Consider the following 20265-nt stretch of genomic DNA (forward strand, 5'->3'; position numbering starts at 1 on the left):
GGGATTAACATGACAAATTTTGAGTGGGGCTCCAAATTAAATGTTTTGCCATACGGGATGCTCTATCTCATGTCGGCCCTGTTCTTTGGAACGGCGGTCATCTACCAGCCGATGATTGCGATAGCTGCCGTGCTTCTGATAATTTTGCTGGGAATCTCGATTTCACGGCCTGAACTGATCAGTTATTTCGTTCTAATCACGACTGCAATATCGATTAACTTTTTATATGATGGCAGCATGTTCGGAATGGAGATACTGTCCCTTTATAAAATGGTTATCGTGATGCTGCTTGTTCCTTGTATTCTGGTCAATGGCTTGCGGTTTCGTCTGAGTCACCCCTTGTGGGCAATGGTAGCGCTGCTGGTGATTACCTTTGGGTCTTCGATCTGGCTGCCGGAAATGACCTCATCCATTGCAGTTAAAGCTTTTATCGGTCTATCCATTCCATTTGTATTTTTATTAATCAACTGGAAAAAGAATGTAGCCGAGCTGCAAATCAAAATTATCTGTATGCTTCCCCTTGTTAGTGTAGTGGTTGGTTTGTTGCTGCAGCTTGCGCATGTTCATAATTTTCTCAACATCGAGTATACAGGCGCTGTACGGATTCAGGGGGCTAATATTCCTGCGCATCTAGCGATGCTGGCCTTTATGGGAGTAGCGATTCCATTTATAGAGGTGAAGCGGAATCCGCAGCAAGCACGCTTTTTCTATATCATGTTAGTTCTAAATTTCTTTATCTTGATTGGAACAGGAACAAGAGGGCCTATATTGGCACTTGGACTTACCGTTCTCTATTACTTCTATGATATTCTCCGCCAATATTTGAAGGGCAGAACCTATCTGCTAATTCCGTTGATGGGTGCATTTTTCCTGATTATGGTCGCCGTTTTCTGGCAGCTCGATAATTTTGAGAAACGTTCCTTTGAGAGACAGACAGATACGGCTGTTGATTTATCAGGAAGGTCAGAGGCATGGGAGTATTTCTTAAACAAGGCTGCGGACTCTCCTTGGTCTGGTAGAGGGCTTGGAGCAGTGACGGTAGCAAATGATGGAACATTGTATAAGGGTTTTGTAGTTCCGCACAACGAGTATATCCGCTTTTACTTCGATGGGGGATATATTGGCGCTATTCTGTTGATGTTCTCTTTATTGGCTGTATTTATTCTGGTGTACAGAGCATTGGCTCCGCCGATCAAACCTTATTATCTGTTATTTATTGCAGCGTTTTTAATCTACTCATTCTCCGATAACACGCTGTCGACGGTCCAATTTATTATTCCGTTCTGTTGGTACCTGAACTGCCTGTATCGATCTTCACAGCCAACCGATTCCCCACAAAAAGAAGTGATACGATGAGTCAAGTGAATATGTTCGATGTCAATTTTGATAACTATGATTTCATGGATTTGCTTGATTACATTGATAAAACCATTCAGGAGAGGAATCAGTCTTATATCCTCACTTGCAATGTAGATCATGTGATCAAGCTTCGTAAGGATAAAGAATTTCAAACGGTATATTCGAAGGCAGGCGCAGTTGTTGCTGACGGAATGCCACTGATCTGGGCATCCAAAATGCTAGGCAAGCCGCTTAAGCAGAAGGTATCCGGCGCGGATCTATTTAATCGATTGGGCAACGCCTTTGAGCAAAGGAAGTACCGGCTGTTCTTCTTAGGCTCAGCTGAAGGCGTGGCGGAACGGGCAGCGATGAATTTGAAAACAGCACATCCCGGAATAAATGTGGTTGGCTGTTATTCTCCATCCTATGGATTCGAGCACAATGAGGAGGAGAATGAACGCATTATAGAAATGCTGACAGAGTGCCAGCCAGATATCGTGTTTGTTGGTGTAGGAGCACCTAAGCAGGAAAAGTGGATTTACCGCCACTATACCTCTTATCAAGCTCCGATATCGATCGGAGTGGGAGCGACCTTTGATTTTCTGTCAGGCTCAGTGAAACGAGCGCCTAGCTTCATGCAAAAAACAGGGTTCGAATGGTTCTGGCGGCTTAGCCAGGAGCCGGGCCGGCTCTGGAAAAGATATCTTGTGGACGATGCACAATTTCTACTTTTATTACTTAAGGAACTGCGTAAGCGGGATAAGGTGAAGGAAGGAGGCTTGGAATGAGTGTATTTACGCCCCCATCACTTAGGTTCATCAAGACAGTTGGATTAATAGGGGGGACTGCTGCTGTAGGTGTCTCTCTTCCGCTGATCATCGGCTTCTCCAGTGCGATGCTGAGTTCATCGAACAGTCTGCAGGGAGCCATTCTCTCAGCCATCCTATTCCCAGCTTTCTTGTTAGCCATACTTAGACCGAAAATGCTGGTTGCTTATACCTTGCTAATCTGGGCCGTAGCTCCAGAGCTGCGCCGCATTGCTGACTGGTCAGAAGGAGTGTATCACTCTGTATCCTTGCTGAGCTTAGCTCCCTTGTTAACCGGTGTAACCTTGATCATTCCGCTGCTGAAGGAGATTCATAATATTCAAAAAGCCTCCACGCGGATCATGTTAATGTTCGCAGTTGCGCTGGGTTATGGTGCTTTAATCGGTTTGGCTAAGAATGGCATGGGCTCAGTTTATGACTTAGCGAATTATATAGTGCCACTGCTGTTATTGCCGTACTTTGCCGTCACGAAGTTCAAGCCGAAGGATATCGATCGACTGCTTGCCGCTTTTGCCAATATTGCAGTCCTAGTTGCCATTTACGGGATTGTTCAGTATTTGACGGTGCCACCTTGGGATGTGTTCTGGATGAAACATGCGGATATGATGTCCATCGGAAATCCATATCCATTGGAAATCCGAGTATTCTCTACGCTGAATTCGCCCGGACCGGCTGCAACCTTCTTAGCGTTTGCTTTAGTTCCGATGATACTGGAGAAAAAATGGCGGGGAACATTGCGCTGGATCGGCGTTCTGCTAGTTGTAATCTGCCTGCTGACTACTTTGGTACGTGCGGCATGGCTGATACTCCTGGTGATGCTGCTCATGTATATTGGAACCTCTCCTTCTAAGGGAAAGTGGAAAACCTTGATCCAATTAGTTTTTGTAGCTGCTGCGTTGTTCTGGGTTGTGCCGAAATTGCCTGGTGCCGAAGGACTGGTTGCTCGGGTAGAGACACTTTCTTCTGTTCAAGAAGATCACTCTTATAATGAACGGCTAAGCTTATGGCAAAACATGCTGCCGATGGTTGCCGCCAATCCAGTAGGTCAGGGAATTGGTAGTGTAGGCCAAGGGACTAAGCTTGGTAATGACGGCGAGCTTGGAGAGTACGGAATTATGGATAACGGAGTTATCGCTTTACTGCTTACCTTTGGTGTTCTGGGTGCTGTTTTCTTCTTCGGAGCTTTAGGCGCAGTTGTCAAACAGATATTCGCTAGAGTAATCAGCAGGGACCAATTGCAGCCCTACGCCCGACTTGCGTTAGCTACTTGGACCGGTGCGATTGTCAGTCTAGTTTCAGATAATGGGTTTCCCGGACTCAAGGGATACTTAATCTGGATGCTGATCGGTCTTGGCCTCAGCGCAAGGGAGATTACTCAAAGTAGAAGGAAGGGAACACCGTATGCAGCAGTTGAATGCAAAATCTCTCCCCGCTAGAACGATCTGGTCATCTTTTAGATTGTTCGCCAAGAGCAAGGACAACAGCTCGGCAGCCGTAAAAACTATGTTTGTCAGTGTCATGATCCTATTGATTAACATGTTAACTGGTGTACTGACCGCACGTTATCTTGGACCGACAGGTCGTGGGGAACAGACGGCAATGATTAACTGGTCACAGTTTCTGGCGTTTAGCATGAGCTTTGGCATTCCTTCAGCTCTCATCTATAACGCTAAGAAAAATCCGGAGGATGCCGGAGTGCTTTATCGTATGGCATTGCTGCTCGGTACCATTTTTGGAGTCATAGCGATGATTATAGGTATCGTGGTCTTGCCTTATTGGCTGAAATCCTTCAGTCCGGAGGTCGTGACCTTTGCTCAGTGGTCTATGATTCTGTGTCCGATTATAGTGATCTCTCAAATTAACAATGCAGCTTTTCAATTCAGAGGTGAATACAAGAGGTTTAATTGGATTCGCTATCTAGTGCCGTTGCTTACACTGACGATGATCGGGATATTGATCGCGCTGGATCAGATGAATCCATTTACAACTGCAGTTGCCTATCTTCTTCCGGGAGCGCCGCTGTTTATCGGAATGACGATTTCCTTGCTTCGTACCTATAAGGTGAAGATGAGAGGGGCCTATCAGAATTTAAAAAGATTGTTTACTTACGGACTTGGTTCCTACGGCAATGACTTGCTTGGCAATTTCTCTACCTATATCGATCAGATCGTTATTGCCGGTTTGTTAAGACCTGCTGATTTGGGGCTGTATGTAGTGGCTGTGAGTCTATCACGAATGGTTAATTTTTTCTCAAGCTCAATTACGATCGTGTTGTTTCCTAAGGCTTCTGAGCTGTCCAAAGAACAGGCAGTTGAGTTAACATTCAAAGCCTTCCGAATAAGTACGACCTTCACCATGCTTGGCGGGGTATTCCTGATGCTCTTAGCCCCTTTAGTAATTCCGTTGATGTACGGCAAAGACTTCAATGCGGCATTAACCGTGTTTCGCTTATTGCTCCTTGAAGTGACCATTAGCGGAGGGACGATCATTCTGGCGCAGGTATTTATGGCGTTAGGCAAGCCAAAAGTGGTTTCGATGCTTCAAGGTTTCGGCTTACTTTTGGTTATCCCAATGTTGTTCCTGCTCATCCCTAAATTTGGCTTACTCGGAGCAGGGATAGCGATGTTGTCATCAGCAATCCTGCGATTTTTCTTCATTGTTCTCAATATAAAGTACACCTTAAAAGTTAAACTTCCGCGGTTGCTCATTACCCGGGAGGACATTCAGTGGATGAAGACGACGATGAATTCTTACATTCGCAAGAAACCTATGGATATGAATGGATAATGCGAAAGATAAAGGAGGAAACCTTCATGGATTCAGTAAAAAGCGTGGTAGGCGGCCAAGGCAATTATCCAATATCGGCTGTCATCATCGCTCAGGATGACGAAGTTCGAATATCTAAGGCCATACAATCCTGCAGGTTATTCGCCGACGAGGTGGTTGTGATTGACGGAGGCAGCAAAGACGGGACAGTACAGCTTTCTGAAAGCTTGAATTGTCGTGTATACGTCAACCCTTGGCCCGGATATGCGAAACAGAGGGAGTTCGGAGTAGAACGCGCGGTTCATGATTGGGTCTTCCTTATTGATACTGACGAAGTGGTCAGCGACGAGTTGGCCGCGAGTATTCTTGAACTGAAACCGGGGCTTATGGATCAATCGGTTGCCTATTCTATCTACCGGATTGGCGATTTTATGGGCAGATGGCTGGATCGTGGCGAATATCTAGTGCGCCTTTACAACCGCAAAGCGTATGGCATTCGAAATAGCTTGGTGCACGAGATGCCCGAGGTCTCTGAAGAGCGAACCATACGTTTGACAGGAACCCTCTGGCATTATGGTTACCGCAGTATTAACGATCATGTGGCACGTTTCAATAAGTACACTGACTTGGAAGCTGAAAGTGCGTATGCCAAGGGCAAACGATTTCGGGTCAGTCATCTGCTGTTAAGACCACCAGCCCGTTTCCTGCAAAAGTATTTCTTACACGGGTTGTTCAAGAAGGGAATGTCAGGTTTCGGAGTATCCGTATTCTGGGTCATGTATGAATTCATGGTCGGCTTCAAGCATTACGAATTAATTAGATCGGGAAAGCTGACTCAGCACAATGCGAAGACGAGTCAGACCGAGAAGGAGAATAAAGGAGAGAGAAGCTATGCCGTACAGTGACGGATTGAACATTATGACGACAGGCCTTAGCTGGCCGTCGCTACAGCCGGGTGGGCTTAACACGTATTTCAAATCCGTTTGCGAGCAACTCTCCTCACGTAATCGGGTGCATGCGCTGATTTGCAGTCAAGAGACGCCTGCTACCCTTGAGGAATTGATTATTCACAATGCCGGAGATCCAAAAGATGGGATCTGGAAACGTAAGGATGCTTTCCAGCGTAAGGCGGCCGATCTGATGGGAGAGGGCAGTGGCCGTATAGATATTTTATACACTCACTTTGCTCCTTATGGTATTGGTCCAGCCTTGGAAGCAAAGAAACGTGGGATTCCTGTAGTGATGACTTTTCATGGCCCATGGAATGAAGAAATGAAAATCGAAGGCCAAGGCATTAAGCACCGGGTCAAAACAACCATCGCCAAATCCATTGAACATAGAGCCTATAAGCTTGCGGATAAGTTCATCGTGCTTAGTGAGACGTTCCGCGATATTCTCCATAAGCTGCACGGAGTGCCACTACACAAAATTATTGTGATTCCAGGCGCAGCTAATGTGGAACGTTTTATTCCCGCTACGAATCGATTGGCGATTCGCCGGACCTTGAATTTACCTGAGGGAGCAACAACCGTGCTGACTGTCCGGCGTTTGGTCAATCGGATGGGACTACTCCAGCTGCTTGAAGCCTGGAAGCAAGTTGCGGAGCGATTCCCAAATGCAATTCTGCTGATTGGTGGTAAAGGGCCGTTGCGGGGGGAACTGGAAGAAAAAATCGCCGACTATGGCTTAAGCAACAAGGTAAGACTGCTAGGCTACATTCCTGATCATGAACTGGCCTCTTATTATCAGGCAGCGGACATGTTCGTGGTTCCCTCACAGGCATTGGAGGGCTTTGGTTTGATTACCGTTGAAGCCTTATCTTCAGGATTGCCAGTGATGGCTACACCGATTGGCGGCAATAAGGAAATTTTGCAAGGCTTCCGGCCGGAGTTGCTATTTAAGAGTTCAAGTAGCGACCACATGGCTGAAGGCATGATCCATATGCTTAGCAATCGAAAACTGCTTCCGAGCCGGGATGAATGTAGGGAGCATGTACTGGAGAGATATACCTGGGAGCATGTTACGGATCAAGTAGAATCCGTGTTCCTACAAGCTTTAGGAGAGGAGGTGACCACGTAATGCTTAGAGTGGCTTATATAGATCACACTGCTAAATGGAGTGGTGGAGAAGTTGCCCTGTTTAACATCCTTACCCATATTGGAGAACAGATCGATCCCCTGGTAATCCTGGCTGAGGATGGTGCCCTGGCAGAACGGCTACGTGAAAAAGGAATGGATGTCCGTATTATTCCGCTGGATGAGAGCATCAGAAGTCGTGGTAGAAATGCAGTCAACTTGGGAGCACCTGCTGCAGCCTTCAAGCTGTTGGCTTATGGCCGCAAGCTTGCGCCGCTTTTAAAAGCGGAGAAGGTAGATTGCGTGCACACCAATTCCCTGAAATCTGCATTATACGGAGCCATCGCTGCAAAAATAGCGGGCGTTCCATTGATCTGGCACATCCGGGATCATATTGGAGCTCCTTATTTAAAGCCAATCGTTGCCAAAGGAATTCGTTTGCTGTCGCGTCTGCTCCCCAATGGAGTCATCGCAAATTCACATTCTACGCTGAATGCTTTGGAGCTGCCGCGTTCCAAAAAAACGCTGGTCGTATACTCCGCTTTCGCTAAAGCGATTGGTAATGGGATCGGTATGCGGGACCAGAAGGATTTTAACGTACTGCTAGTTGGTCGATTGGCGCATTGGAAAGGTCAGCATATTGTGCTGGAAGCCGCAAAAAGCTTTAAGAATGAACCTCGTGTGAAATTCTGGCTGGCCGGAGACGCTCTGTTTGGAGAAGAGGCTTATAAGCAGGAATTGCTGCAAAAGATAAAAAACGACGAGCTTACTAATGTAAGCATGCTAGGGCATGTGGATGATATTCAAGGCCTTATGAATACTGCTGATTTACTGATTCACACTTCGGTAACTCCTGAGCCTTTTGGCCAAGTTATCGTTGAAGGAATGGCAGCGGGATTGCCGGTGATCGCCTCCAATGAAGGCGGGCCGGTAGAAATTGTAGTTCAAGGTGAGACAGGGCTACTGATAGAGCCTGGTGACGCGGCGATACTGGCAGACTCCATTAAATGGATGCTGGATCACCCAGAGGAAAGACGGCGGATGGCGGACAATGGGATGAAACGAGTGAAAGAGCATTTTGTTATCGAGAATACGGTCAAGGACATCGTTGACTACTATAAAGGTTTGTTGGCGGGCACCTGACAGATGAGATGACGCGGTAATTCTGAAGATGATGCTCCATAAAACTTTGAGGATGATTCACATGAAAATTGCGATAGCGCACGATTACTTAATCCAAATGGGCGGCGCGGAAAGAGTGGTGGAAGTCTTTCATCACATGTATCCCGAGGCTCCAATCTACACAACGGTTTTTAACGGAAGCCGCCTTACTGACAATCTCAAAGATGCGGATATCCGTGCCTCCTGGCTGCAAAAGATTCCGGGGGTAAAGACCAATTTTAAAGGGGTGCTGCCACTTTATCCAATGGCCATCCGTGATTTGGACTTTCGCGGTTTCGATATCGTCCTGAGTTCCAGCAGTGCTTTTATGAAAAGTATTCAAGTTCCTAAACATACGTTTCATCTTTGTTACTGCCATACGCCTATGCGCTTCGCATGGGATTATGACACCTACATGGAACGTCAGTCGAATTCCGGGCTGTTCAAAAAAATGCTTAAGGTATACATGCAGCAGCTCAAAACGTGGGACCAACGGACTTCCAAAAATGTGAATCAGTTCGTAGCCAATTCTTCAGTAGTGAAGACGAGAATTCAGAATTATTATCACCGGGATGCAGATGTCATATTTCCACCGATTAATACAGCCCGGTTTACAAGCTCTTCTACCATTGGTGACTACTATTTAATTGTCTCCCGGCTTGTTTCCTACAAGCGGATTGATCTGGCAGTAGAGGCTTTCAATCGTAACGGTCTTAAGCTTTATATCGTAGGGGATGGACCGGATCGCAAGCGTCTCGAAGGCATGGCTAAGGATAATGTATCGTTTCTGGGCCGGCTAGAAGATGAACAAGTAACTGGAATGATGGCACAGTGTAGAGCATTTATTTTTCCAGGAGAAGAGGACTTTGGAATTACACCGCTGGAAGCGAACGCTGCAGGAAGACCGGTAATTGCTTATCAAGCAGGTGGGGCACTAGATACTATTATTCCTTATGTAAATGGTGTGTTCTTTCAGCATCAAGAAGTGGAGGATCTACTTAAGGCTATTTATGAAGTAGAGTCCTACGCTTGGGATATCGATCAAATTATGGAGCATGCACGTAAATTCGATGAGCAGGCGTTTATGGTTAAGTTCAAGCAGTATGTTGAGCAGGCGTACGTCAATTTTCTAAAAGGAGGATGATTATATGAAGCTGACAGTAATCGGTACTGGGTATGTGGGTCTTGTATCTGGCGTGTGCTTTGCACTGGGCGGACATCATGTCATCTGTGTGGATAAGGACGAGGAAAAGATTAAGAAGCTGAAACAGATGGAATCGCCCATCTATGAGCCGGGAATCGAGGAACTGATTGAACTGAATCTTCGTGAGGAACGGTTATCTTTTTCTGCAGATCTTCAAGCGTCGGTGCGCCGTTCAGATATTATCATTCTTGCTGTAGGTACGCCATCATTGCCTAACGGTGAAGCAGACTTAACCTACATTGAGGGTGCAGCCGCTGAAATCGCCAAAGCGATGGAAGGGCACAAAATTATAATGACTAAATCTACAGTTCCAGTAGGAACAAATGAAAAAATCTCTCAAATGATCTCTAAGTATACCCAACATTCTTTTGATATCGTGTCTGCACCTGAGTTTTTACGTGAAGGGTCAGCGATTCGCGATACCCTCCATCCTGATAGAATTATCATTGGCCTTGATAATCCAGAGCTGGAACCAACAATGCGCGAGCTTCATAAGGGTTTCACAGAAAATGTATTTGTAACAGATATACGCAGTGCTGAAATGATCAAATATGCTTCGAATGCATTTTTGGCCACGAAGATTTCCTTTATTAATGAGATCGCCAATATTTGTGAAAAAGTGGGAGCTGATGTAACCGAGGTAGCACAAGGAATGGGTATGGACCAAAGAATCGGGTCATCCTTCCTGCAGGCTGGTATCGGTTATGGAGGCTCCTGTTTCCCGAAAGACACTAATGCGCTCATTCAAATTGCGGGCAACGTCGATTACGAATTCAAATTATTGAAATCTGTAGTCGAAGTGAACAAGGGACAACGGTTTATGATCATCTCCAAGCTGCATGAATCACTTGGCAGCCTGCGCGGTTCGACGATTGGGATATGGGGGCTTGCCTTTAAGCCTAATACTGATGATGTCCGCGAAGCTCCTGCCAGAGAGATTGTTGAGGCACTGGTGGCTGAAGGGGCAACAGTCAAACTATATGATCCAATCGCAGCTACAAATTTCAGGCAGCAATATGATCATCCGCAGCTTCGCTGGTGCAATCTGCCTGAGGAAGCGGCTGAGGGCAGCGATGCCGTATGCCTCTTGACCGATTGGAGCCTACTGAAGGACATTGATCTGCATCAGCTGGCGAAAAGCATGCGCAATGGGGTGCTGATTGATGGACGCAACGTGTATTCCAAGGAGCAAATCGAGGGTACCGGCCTCGTTTATCATTCTGTCGGTCGCCCGCAGATGGGTGGATTGAGCGGTTATTCTGCTAGTGTGGCTGGAGCGGTTTAATCTAAGTTATATTGATTGAACTTGTGTTTTTTCTATTTAGGGATGAGCCGTGACTCCAGAGAATGTTTGGACTTCCAGCCGCTGTTGTCTGCAGATTTCCTGATTTTAACCGCTGATAGCGGTAGAAATCCGCAGACAAAGGCGGACGCTAACGCTCTTACAGTTCCAAAATTCCCCTCCGTCACTCCGTTCCCTTATCTTAAGTTTCTAAGCAATTTATAAAGTTAGGTACTCTGATTATATACCGCAGTAGCAGTAGCATTTGTAGTTGTAGTTGTCATTGTCTCTGTGGTGGCAACTAGTCTTGCTCTTGTAGTTGCAGTTGTTCTTACAGTTGTTGCAGTTGCAGCTGCCTCCCCCAGAGCAGAAGCAAATCTTTAGAAAAACGTGCTTGCTTCCGGCTGGTACAGCCCGGTACGCACGGATCAAGTATTAAGAAAAAGTTGGTTAGGTGAAGAACGGAAAGGGAATTTGGAACTGTAGAAACGGAGTGTTCGCCCGAAAGATTTCCGTAGGAAAGCTAGCTTCGAAAGCATATGCTATCCTCGGATTTCTACCGCGAGAAGCGGTTCAATCAGGAAATCTGAGGATAACAGCGATCGGAAGTCCAAAATCCCTTGGAGTGGTTTCTACCTAACAAATTTTTTTAGTGCATCCGCTCGAAATAAGGCTAAGTGGAAGCTGACGTTTTGATAACAATTCAAATATGCTCGATTTCCATAATTCAAGGAGGGTTCATTCTATGAAAATGGTACTTCTATCAGGCGGTTCAGGTAAACGGTTATGGCCGTTGTCCAACGACTCACGTTCAAAGCAATTTCTAAAGGTACTTGAAAGCCCTCAAGGTGAACCAGAATCCATGGTACAACGTGTCTGGAGACAGCTGGAGGAAGCAGGGATGGCAGAATCATCTTATCTGGCCACCGGCCGTGGCCAAGTAGAAATGATACAAAGCCAGCTGGGAAGTCATGTGCCGATTATCGTTGAACCGGAGCGTCGGGATACTTTTCCGGCTATCGCCTTAACAGCTACCTATCTTTATTCAGTGGCAGGTGTTTCTCCAGCGGAGACGGTAGCAATATTGCCTGTTGACCCTTATGTAGAAGCATCCTTTTTCGATACCATAGCTATGCTTGAGGAGACCATGCTGGAAAGTGGAGCAAATCTGGCTCTAATGGGTGTTGTTCCTGAACATGCCTCAGAGAAATACGGATATATTATTCCTACTACCGAAGAGGCGGGGGAAAATGGTTTTATGAAGGTGAGTCACTTTCAAGAGAAACCAGACCGCATACAAGCAGAACAGCTCATCGAGCAAAATGCCTTGTGGAATTGCGGCGTGTTTGCCTTCCGCTTAGGGTACTTGTTAGATATTTTGCAGCGTAAAGGGTTGCCTTTAGGATATGAAGAATTGCAGAAGCAGTATAAGCTATTGTCTTCCATCAGCTTTGATTATGAAGTGGTGGAGAAAGAAGAACATATTGTGGTGCAGCCGTATGATGGATTCTGGAAGGATCTTGGAACGTGGAATACGCTGACAGAGGAAATGAGCAGCAAGCATGTAGGAAAAGGTTTTGTGACGGCGGATTCTGAGGGGACTTGCTTGATTAATGAGCTGGACATTCCGATTACGGTAATTGGTGCGAAGGATCTGATCATTGCGGCTAGCCCGGATGGGATTCTAGTTACCCATAAAGCTGAGAGCCCACGGATTAAAGAAGTGCTGAAGACCTTTGAACAAAGACCGATGTACGAGGAACGCCGTTGGGGTCATTACAAAGTTATTGATTATGTGAAATATGATGAAGGCAATGAAGTGCTGACCAAACGGATTTTTATATCCGAGGGGAATAATATCAGCTATCAATTACATCGCAAGCGTAGTGAAATTTGGACAATCGTCAGCGGCGAAGCAAGTATTGTGCTGAATGAGAAAAAACATAATGTGAAGGCTGGGGACGTGGTACGTATACCGGAAGGAACGAAGCACGCGATCCTTGCTTTGACGGATGTTGAGTTTATAGAGGTACAGACGGGGTCTGAATTAGTAGAAGAAGATAACATACGTATTACTTTAGACTGGAATGATATAGAACTACAACAATTCATTTCATAGGTCTAACCTATCTATTTAACCAATTCAAAATTTCTTGAAACAGGTAAATTGACTCAATTATCAAAAAAAGTCATAAAAACACTAAATATATCATTAATTGTCGTCGATACTTACGGTAAGAGAGATTATTTCTCTTAAATTGAAAAGGCAAACCTATCGAAAGGTAGGGACGCAAAGCTATAGGGCCTTCGAAAGAGTGGCAGCCTGGCTACCGAAAGGGAGATTATTTTGAAAGCTTACCGTACGTATCGATTGTTTGGTGCATTTCTGTCACTCGTCCTGTTTCTGACTGCATTTCCGCTTGCTGTTGGAATTTCGCCGTCTGTTGTCATAGCTGCTTCAAATTCTGGAACGCCAGTTACCCCAGGTGCCTCACCTGAAGCCGTAAAGCTGCTTAACTATTTTTACTCGATCTCAGGAAAAGGTATTATTGCCGGTCAACATGACTATTTAGAAAGTCCAGATGAAATTAACAATATGCTGAAGGGAACCAGCGGACAATATGCGGCTCTTCACGGTTATGAAATGGGTGCGATCAGTGGTCAGTCCGAAGCAACGATGGCTTGGCAACGTCAAAATGTGGTGAACAGCGCCATCAACTGGAATAAAGCGGGCGGGATCGTAGCTATGACTTTTCATGCTAACCTGCCGGGCACCTCTTATGACTGGGATAATGTGAAAAAAACACTTAGCCAGAGTGAGTTCGATAGTTACGTTACACCGGGTACCAAGCAATATAACAATCTGATCGCTGAGCTTGATAAGGTGGCCGTCTCTTTAAAAAGCTTGCGCGATGCCAATGTTCCGGTGCTTTGGAGACCCTATCATGAAATGAACGGGAACTGGTTCTGGTGGGGGAAGAAAAATAACTTTTCTAAACTATGGAATATTATGTATGACCGTTTTGTTAACGTTCATAAATTAAATAATTTGTTATGGGTGTGGAGTCCGAATGCTCCCAATGTTTGGTCAGATCCTTATGCGCTAACTTATCCAGGTGCTGATAAAGTAGATATTCTGGCAGCAGATATATACGAAAATGATTACCAGCAAAAATACTATGACAGCTTATTGAGTCTAGCCGCAGGCAAACCGATTGCGATCGGGGAAAATGGTGAAATGCCTAATCTGGAGAAGCTTCAGCAATCGCAAAGTAAATGGACGTATATGATGAGCTGGGGAAAAATGCTTTACGAGAATAACAGTGCAGACACAATCAAAACATTTATGAATAGCAACTATACCCTGACCAGAGATAAATTAAATACTGGTCTGTCACCGACACCTAGCGCCGCACCAGCGCCGGCACCTTCTGAAGAAGAGGGGGAGGCAGCAATTCCTCTCGCGAAGGGGCTTGCAGGAGAGTATTACAACAACATGCAATTGTCGGGAGCAGCAGCTCTTAACAGAACTGATGCAATAATCGATTTCAATTGGCGGCAAGGCTCGCCGGATGCCGCCCTCGGGATTGATCGGTTCTCCATACGTTGGAGCGGTAAAATTAAGTCATTATATAATGAGCAATATACATTTTACACTACCTCAGATGATGGTATCCGTGTCTGGGTGAATGGGGAATCCGTGATTGATAGTTGGACTAAGCAAAGTGGTACTGAGCGTAAGGGCATTATAACGCTGAAGGCTGGCCAGCTATATGATATCAAGGTGGAGTATTACGAGAATGAAGGCGATGCGAGAGTCCGCTTGATGTGGGAAAGTGCTAGTCAAGCTAAAGAGACAGTTCCAGCAAGTGCACTTTTTCTTCCGGATGTCTCCTGATTGATGAAAATTAAAGGTCGATCCTTAGTGGCTCTGCGTTATTGCAGAGCTACTAAGCTATAGTCCTCATTAGGTCAGAAGACGATTGTCCGATAACAGGTATGTTTTTAACACCTGTGGAGGCAGTACAGCTACCGAAAGGAGGATTTATTTGCGTAAATATTATAAGAAAAACAGATTGTTGTTTACTATGTTACCGGTGTTTATTATTTTTTCCTTGCTGCCTTGGGGAGAGGTTAAAAGTCTTCCGAAGGCTATGAGTGTTTCTTCCTCTCTACCTCCGGCTATACCAAGCAATCCTTCGGCTTCTGAAGAAGCCAAGCAACTGCTGAGTAATTTGGTGAATCTACGTGGCAAAGGGATCTTGTCCGGCCAGCATGATTATCTAGAAAGTCCAGATGAACTGGTTCATAAGCTGAAGAATACTTCGGGACAAAATGCCGTTCTACATGGTTATGAATTAGGGGCGATTAATAATCAATCCGAAGGGACGATCGCAGAACAGCGGCAAGCTGTTATAGACAGTGCAATTGAATGGCATCAAGAGGGTGGCATTGTAGCCATGACCTTCCATCAGAGCTTACCGGGAACCTCACCAGAATGGTCCAATGTAAACAGAAGTCTCAGTCAAGAGAAATTTAATGCTTATGTTACACCTGGGACAGCTCAGTATAAGAGGCTAATTTCAGATCTAGACGAGGTTGCTGGATATTTGGGTCAGCTGCGTGATGCCGGAGTGCCGGTCTTATGGCGACCTTACCATGAAATGAATGGTGGTTGGTTTTGGTGGGGGAAAAAGGACAATTTTTCAGAGCTGTGGAGTATTGTCTATGATCGTTTTGTAAACACACACAAGCTAAATAATCTACTGTGGGTGTGGAATCCGAATGCACCGAATGAATGGTCAGATCCATATGCTGCATATTATCCCGGTGGGGATAAACTCGATGTTCTGGCTGCGGATATCTACAATAACGATTATAAACAGTCCTACTATGAGGATCTGCTCTCATTGGCCGAGGGTAAACCTATCGGAATCGGGGAGAGTGGGCAATTGCCGAACCCGGATGTATTAACTGAGAAACAAAATAAATGGGTCTATATGATGACCTGGGGAAAATTACTGACAGAAAATAATACGCTACAGTCAATTAAAAGCTTTATGAAAGACTCATTTATAGTATCGAGAGAGGACTATGTTCTCACAACAGGAGGTCCTTCGATAGCACCCGTAACTCCGGTAACCCTAACGGGTTTAACTGGAGAATACTATAACAATACTGATTTAGATGGAGAAGCGGTACTTATCCGCAATGACCGTAAGATTGATTTTAATTGGCATGGTGGGTCCCCTGCCTCAGAGATAAATGAAGATCACTTTTCTGTACGCTGGAAAGGGAAACTCAAACCTAAATTCAGTGAAAAATATACGATTTCGGCATCCTCTGATGATGGAGTCCGTGTCTGGATTGACGGAAAGCTGATCATCGACAATTGGAAAAATCAAAGTGCAACCCTTCATAAAGGAAGTATCCCGCTCACAGCCGGAACGCTTTATGATATCCAAATTGAATATTATGAGAATGAAGGAGATGCCAATCTTCGTTTGCTATGGGAGAGTTCCAGCCAGAAGCAGCAGGTAATTCCACAAGGGGCATTGTTCCTTCCTTAATCTAATGAAATGATAGGGTAAGACATTCCGGAAGAAAGAGAGGACCTATGGATGGGAATAACGAGGAGAATATCTAATAGAAAAAATAAGATATCTGCAAACAAACCATTACTGTTATTATTAAAATTCGCCGCATTAACCGTCTTGTTTCTGTTGTCTGTCTCTGTCTTCGGAACAAATAGGACAAACGATTATAAGGTAGGTGCCAATATACCGAGACTATCTGCAGGAACTGATGCTGCAGCAGAAATACCGGATGGTACTGTGATCTGGAATCTGGGACAACATGATGGCTCAGCAGCTGAATTCGCTGCGAGTGGCACTTCTGGCAGCAAGAAGGAATTTAATGTTACTTCTTCGGTGCTCAAATCATCGGCTCTGCAGAGCTTGCCTGCAGGCTTGAATGGAAAGACCCAGCCGGAATTAACAATCACCTATCAGCTAAATAAGATCCCGGAGAATGGGGTCTTATTTAGCGTAGGTATTCTGGATGCTTATAAATCCGTGCCGCAAATGAGTGTGTTCTCCAATCATCAATTGTCGGGGATCATTCAAATTGCGGGCGTTGCTGGCACAGAAAGCGAATATAACTTTCAAAAGACCTATGAATTATATATTCCCAAGGAGCAATTAAAGATAGGAACGAATGAATTGAAGCTGCAAACGGTTCGCTGTTTATATTGCAGTGACAAAGAAGACGAATATTCCTGGTGGACTTGGGATAATCTCCGTTTAGAATCTCTTAACGCTCCAATTTCTGAGCCTATCCATGGCAGCTATACACTGACGGGAACAGTAGTGAATAATAAACAATTTTATTTCGATGAAGGTGCAGTTACGCACTTGCCTTATGTTATCAAATGGCTAGGGATGGCTTATAGCGGGAATGTGATGCGTACTAGCTGTGCCAGTGATGTCGGGAGATCCTGCTCGGATATGATGGAATATTACAAGGTATTGCAGGATTACAACATGCAGGCGGTTGCTTTGTATTTGCATACTGGTGATATTAAGCTTAAGGCAGATGGATCGTTGCCTGCTGACGCGGAGAAAAAGCTGACAGATTATTTTGAGCAATATAGCCCCTATTTTCAATATTATGAGGTAGATAATGAGCCAGGATTATTCAATCGTTCTAAGGCAGTGAACCTGGCAATTGCGGACTGGCTGAATAAAAAGGGCAAGCAAATCGCGCCCCATTTACAAACTGTTGCTCCGGGCTGGGCATATTGGCCGAGCTACAGTGAGGATTCCTGTGGTAATCAGAAGGGAACTGGGAAGGAATGTGGAGATCCGGATGGCTGGGAACGTGATCCAGAGCAACGTATGGAGTTGGAGAAGGTTACGGATTTGACCAATGGACATTCCTACGGTGACTCTTATATTTTTAGTAATGGAGGAAGCTTTACTGAGAATTTGAAGACCTTCACTGGCGCAGACAATGGACTCGGCAAAAAAATGCTGACCACTGAATTTGGTACCTCGGACAGTCATGTGGATGCCTATCAATACGGGGCAACGGAGCGGACAGCGGCTGTATTCGACCGGATCATGCGTGCACATATTGGTTATGCGGATATGTTTGTGCAGCATGCTGCTTTTTTTAAGGATTTCAGTTTATTCAAATACGGGTTTAATTTAGAAGAGCATGATCCGGCGACCACAGAGATTTATTATACAAAAGAAAATGAGGATTCACGTGTCAGCATCATGAGAAGGCTCAGTCTTGCCTATGCTACACATGGAGCTCCGCTAACTTATCAAATTGCCAACAAAGATGTGTTAGCCGACAAGCTGGTATATGTTCGGGCCGTGGATACTTCTACATTGAAGCCTCTTGCGGGAAGCGGAGCGACCTCAAATAAGGTGCTGGTTAATTTCGTTAACTTTGAATCTACTCCACAAACTGTGAGTGTAAATGTGACTATGCCGAAAAACGGGGTGTATGAAGGGGAACGTTTTGGAAACGGGGATACGTATGAAAAAGCAAGAAGTTATGTAACAGGTAAAAAGGCTACTCCTACGTTAACCTTTACGGAGACCCTTGCTCCAGGAGAGGCTGTGCAGTATATTTTGCAGCCTTCCTCTGAAGTAAAGCCGTCGGCACCTAAAGGATTCAAAGCCGCAGCAACAAAAGGTTTAGCTGTAAAATTAAATTGGTTGGAGGCACCAGGAGCAAGCTATGAGCTGCTTCGCGCTGAAGGTAGCGGCGGGGAAATGAAGGTGGTGGCCACCGATGTGAAGCTTACAGAATATACGGATCATAATTTACGTGAAGGGACGTTATATACCTACGCGGTAAGGGTTTCCGGCTCTAATTTACTGTCCGATAAAGTTCAGATTACAGCCACCGGACTGGTTCCTCTGGATCGTACTAAATGGAAGGTATCCTCAAATGTGAATACGGCAGCATCAGTTCCTAGTCTGGCTATCGATGGGGATCGGCGCACGCGCTGGGATACGGGGAAACATCAGGTTTCCGGTGAGTATTTTCAGATTGATCTGGGTGAAGCACATGAAATTGAAAGAATAGATTTGGATAGCACGTTATCACCGTTTGATTATCCAAGAGACTATGTAGTCTATATTTCTGACGATGCTCAAAACTGGAAAAAACTCACGTCTGGAAAAGGTACGAAAGAGCTTACTAAGATATCCTTTTCTAAAGTGAAGACGAGGTATGTCAAAATTGTACAGAACGGAGCGGGCGGGAATTATTGGTCTATTCAAGAGCTACAGGTGTACTCCAGAGAATAAGCAATTATTTGAATTTATATAACTGTTAATAGAGCATACTAAATAACCTCAGCGGGATCCTTCTCCCGCTGAGGTTATTTTTGTGCTTTAAATAAAATGGAGGCCTGACATATAAGGTAAAGGAATTGCCTCAGATTCCCCTGAGGAATCAGAGGTGCGAAGCGGGCTCGCTGGATCAAACAGCAGCGAGATCAGCTCCTTGTCGTCCACGGACGACAAGTCGAGGCTACGATTGCGGCATACTTCCGTCTGCCGCAAAAGCGCTTCCCGGTCTGCGATGCAGACCGTCCCGCTGTTCGCGCCGGCGCTTAAGGAGGCGCCGGCGTCCCGCAGAAGCGCGAGCAGGCTGCGCTCCTGCCACGGCACAGGCACTTGCAGCGTGCCAACGCCGCCGCACAGAGCCGCCTTGGCCAGCAACGCCGCTACCGCTTGCGGCTGGCCGGCCCATTCCACCGCCGTCGCTGGGCTCGGCGCCGGCACATCCGCCGCGGGCACAGCCATCGCGGCGAACCCCTCGATGCTGCCGTTCCGCACGGCTACGAGTGTGCGCTGGGACAAGCCCAGCACACCCGCGTAAGCCTCGGCACCCAGCAGCAGCGCCAGCTCACCCGGACTGTACACCTGTCCGGCTTCGCGTTCATTCAGCAGCCGGTTGACGGCGAAGAAGTCGCCCGGCTGCATTGGCCGCAGCGTCCATTCTTCCCCTGCTGCGGCAGCAAGTGCGTGAGCCGAGCTTGCGTTCAGCTCGGCAAATTGCGTACCGCCGAACGGTACGCATCCCGCTCGGGTATACAGCGAGCGGTCACCCGAGACAAAGATAAGCGATGCGCCGGCATTCGCAGCATGGGTCTGGCATAGCTGTAGAAGCTGACCGGCTAGTCCCTGTCCGCGATAAGCAGGATCTGTGCAAACCGCGCCGATGGAGAACACGTTCAGGAGAGCTTCTCCAGTGCGGATCGTGGAGGGCACTAATCCCATAAAAGCAGCGATGTTACCGTCCTCGGCAACGGCTGCATAAGAGTGAGTGTAACCAGGGCTAAAAATCAGCGGAAACAGCTCTTTCATAGAAGTGTCGCCAGCTTTACGAAAGATGGAATGGGCTAGAAGAGCGGCTTGCTCCAGCTCCGCAGGTTTAATTAATCTCAATTGCATATACAGTCAGCCTCCTTATATGTAAATACGAGTAGGGTAGAAAGGAATTATTTTAAGTATAAGCCCCAGCGGATGAAATCTTCAATCCTGCTTATATTATTCAATGTCTCAAAAGGAGGTGGATAAGGGTAAT

The 20265-nt window shown here is 46.0% G+C and carries 14 protein-coding genes and 1 riboswitch; of the genes, 13 read left to right on the plus strand and 1 reads right to left on the minus strand.

What is annotated here, in order from left to right:
- Positions 1 to 9: 9 nt before the first annotated feature.
- The 13 genes from NSQ55_RS04900 (at position 10) to NSQ55_RS04960 (ending at position 18980) form a co-directional block, all read left to right on the plus strand.
- The gene (locus NSQ55_RS04900) at positions 10 to 1356 is read left to right on the plus strand and encodes an O-antigen ligase family protein (protein ID WP_339171665.1); all 1347 of its coding nucleotides are present in this window, start codon (positions 10 to 12) and stop codon (positions 1354 to 1356) included.
- Positions 1353 to 2126: a WecB/TagA/CpsF family glycosyltransferase gene (locus tag NSQ55_RS04905; RefSeq protein ID WP_036676606.1), complete on the plus strand. Its 774-nt coding sequence runs from the start codon at positions 1353 to 1355 to the stop codon at positions 2124 to 2126. The genes NSQ55_RS04900 and NSQ55_RS04905 overlap by 4 nt, the downstream gene beginning before the upstream one ends.
- A complete protein-coding gene (locus tag NSQ55_RS04910; RefSeq protein WP_339171669.1) occupies positions 2123 to 3601 on the plus strand; it encodes an O-antigen ligase family protein in 1479 nt (492 codons plus the stop codon). The genes NSQ55_RS04905 and NSQ55_RS04910 overlap by 4 nt, the downstream gene beginning before the upstream one ends.
- A complete protein-coding gene (locus tag NSQ55_RS04915; RefSeq protein ID WP_339171672.1) occupies positions 3567 to 4952 on the plus strand; it encodes an oligosaccharide flippase family protein in 1386 nt (461 codons plus the stop codon). The genes NSQ55_RS04910 and NSQ55_RS04915 overlap by 35 nt, the downstream gene beginning before the upstream one ends.
- A gap of 26 nt (positions 4953 to 4978) precedes the next feature.
- Positions 4979 to 5836 carry a glycosyltransferase family 2 protein gene (locus NSQ55_RS04920; protein ID WP_038568901.1) on the plus strand — a complete coding sequence of 286 codons (858 nt, stop codon included), beginning with the start codon at positions 4979 to 4981 and terminating at the stop codon, positions 5834 to 5836.
- The gene (locus tag NSQ55_RS04925) at positions 5823 to 7010 is read left to right on the plus strand and encodes a glycosyltransferase family 4 protein (protein ID WP_339171675.1); all 1188 of its coding nucleotides are present in this window, start codon (positions 5823 to 5825) and stop codon (positions 7008 to 7010) included. The genes NSQ55_RS04920 and NSQ55_RS04925 overlap by 14 nt, the downstream gene beginning before the upstream one ends.
- Positions 7010 to 8149 carry a glycosyltransferase family 4 protein gene (locus NSQ55_RS04930; protein WP_036676593.1) on the plus strand — a complete coding sequence of 380 codons (1140 nt, stop codon included), beginning with the start codon at positions 7010 to 7012 and terminating at the stop codon, positions 8147 to 8149. Before NSQ55_RS04925 ends, NSQ55_RS04930 begins: the two co-directional genes overlap by 1 nt.
- A 61-nt stretch (positions 8150 to 8210) precedes the next feature.
- On the plus strand, positions 8211 to 9311 hold the full coding sequence (locus tag NSQ55_RS04935) for a glycosyltransferase (RefSeq protein ID WP_036676592.1): 1101 nt from the start codon (positions 8211 to 8213) through the stop codon (positions 9309 to 9311).
- A 4-nt stretch (positions 9312 to 9315) separates the two neighbouring features.
- Positions 9316 to 10656: a UDP-glucose/GDP-mannose dehydrogenase family protein gene (locus tag NSQ55_RS04940; protein WP_076129263.1), complete on the plus strand. Its 1341-nt coding sequence runs from the start codon at positions 9316 to 9318 to the stop codon at positions 10654 to 10656.
- 742 nt (positions 10657 to 11398) lie between these two features.
- Entirely contained in the window at positions 11399 to 12772 is a 1374-nt protein-coding gene (locus NSQ55_RS04945) for a sugar phosphate nucleotidyltransferase (RefSeq protein WP_076194192.1), read from the plus strand.
- A gap of 136 nt (positions 12773 to 12908) precedes the next feature.
- Positions 12909 to 12988, plus strand: a riboswitch (cyclic di-GMP riboswitch).
- Positions 12989 to 13000: 12 nt separating this feature from the next.
- Entirely contained in the window at positions 13001 to 14551 is a 1551-nt protein-coding gene (locus NSQ55_RS04950) for a glycosyl hydrolase (RefSeq protein ID WP_339171679.1), read from the plus strand.
- 151 nt (positions 14552 to 14702) lie between these two features.
- The gene (locus NSQ55_RS04955) at positions 14703 to 16223 is read left to right on the plus strand and encodes a glycosyl hydrolase (RefSeq protein WP_339171681.1); all 1521 of its coding nucleotides are present in this window, start codon (positions 14703 to 14705) and stop codon (positions 16221 to 16223) included.
- 51 nt (positions 16224 to 16274) lie between these two features.
- Positions 16275 to 18980 carry a discoidin domain-containing protein gene (locus NSQ55_RS04960; protein WP_339171684.1) on the plus strand — a complete coding sequence of 902 codons (2706 nt, stop codon included), beginning with the start codon at positions 16275 to 16277 and terminating at the stop codon, positions 18978 to 18980.
- 87 nt (positions 18981 to 19067) lie between these two features.
- Here the strand turns inward: NSQ55_RS04960 and NSQ55_RS04965 are convergent, their stop codons facing one another.
- Entirely contained in the window at positions 19068 to 20132 is a 1065-nt protein-coding gene (locus NSQ55_RS04965) for a GNAT family N-acetyltransferase (protein WP_339171687.1), read from the minus strand.
- Between the last annotated feature and the right edge of the window lie 133 nt (positions 20133 to 20265).

The organism is Paenibacillus sp. FSL H7-0943 (assembly GCF_037963265.1).
Taxonomy (GTDB): domain Bacteria; phylum Bacillota; class Bacilli; order Paenibacillales; family Paenibacillaceae; genus Paenibacillus_AQ; species Paenibacillus_AQ odorifer.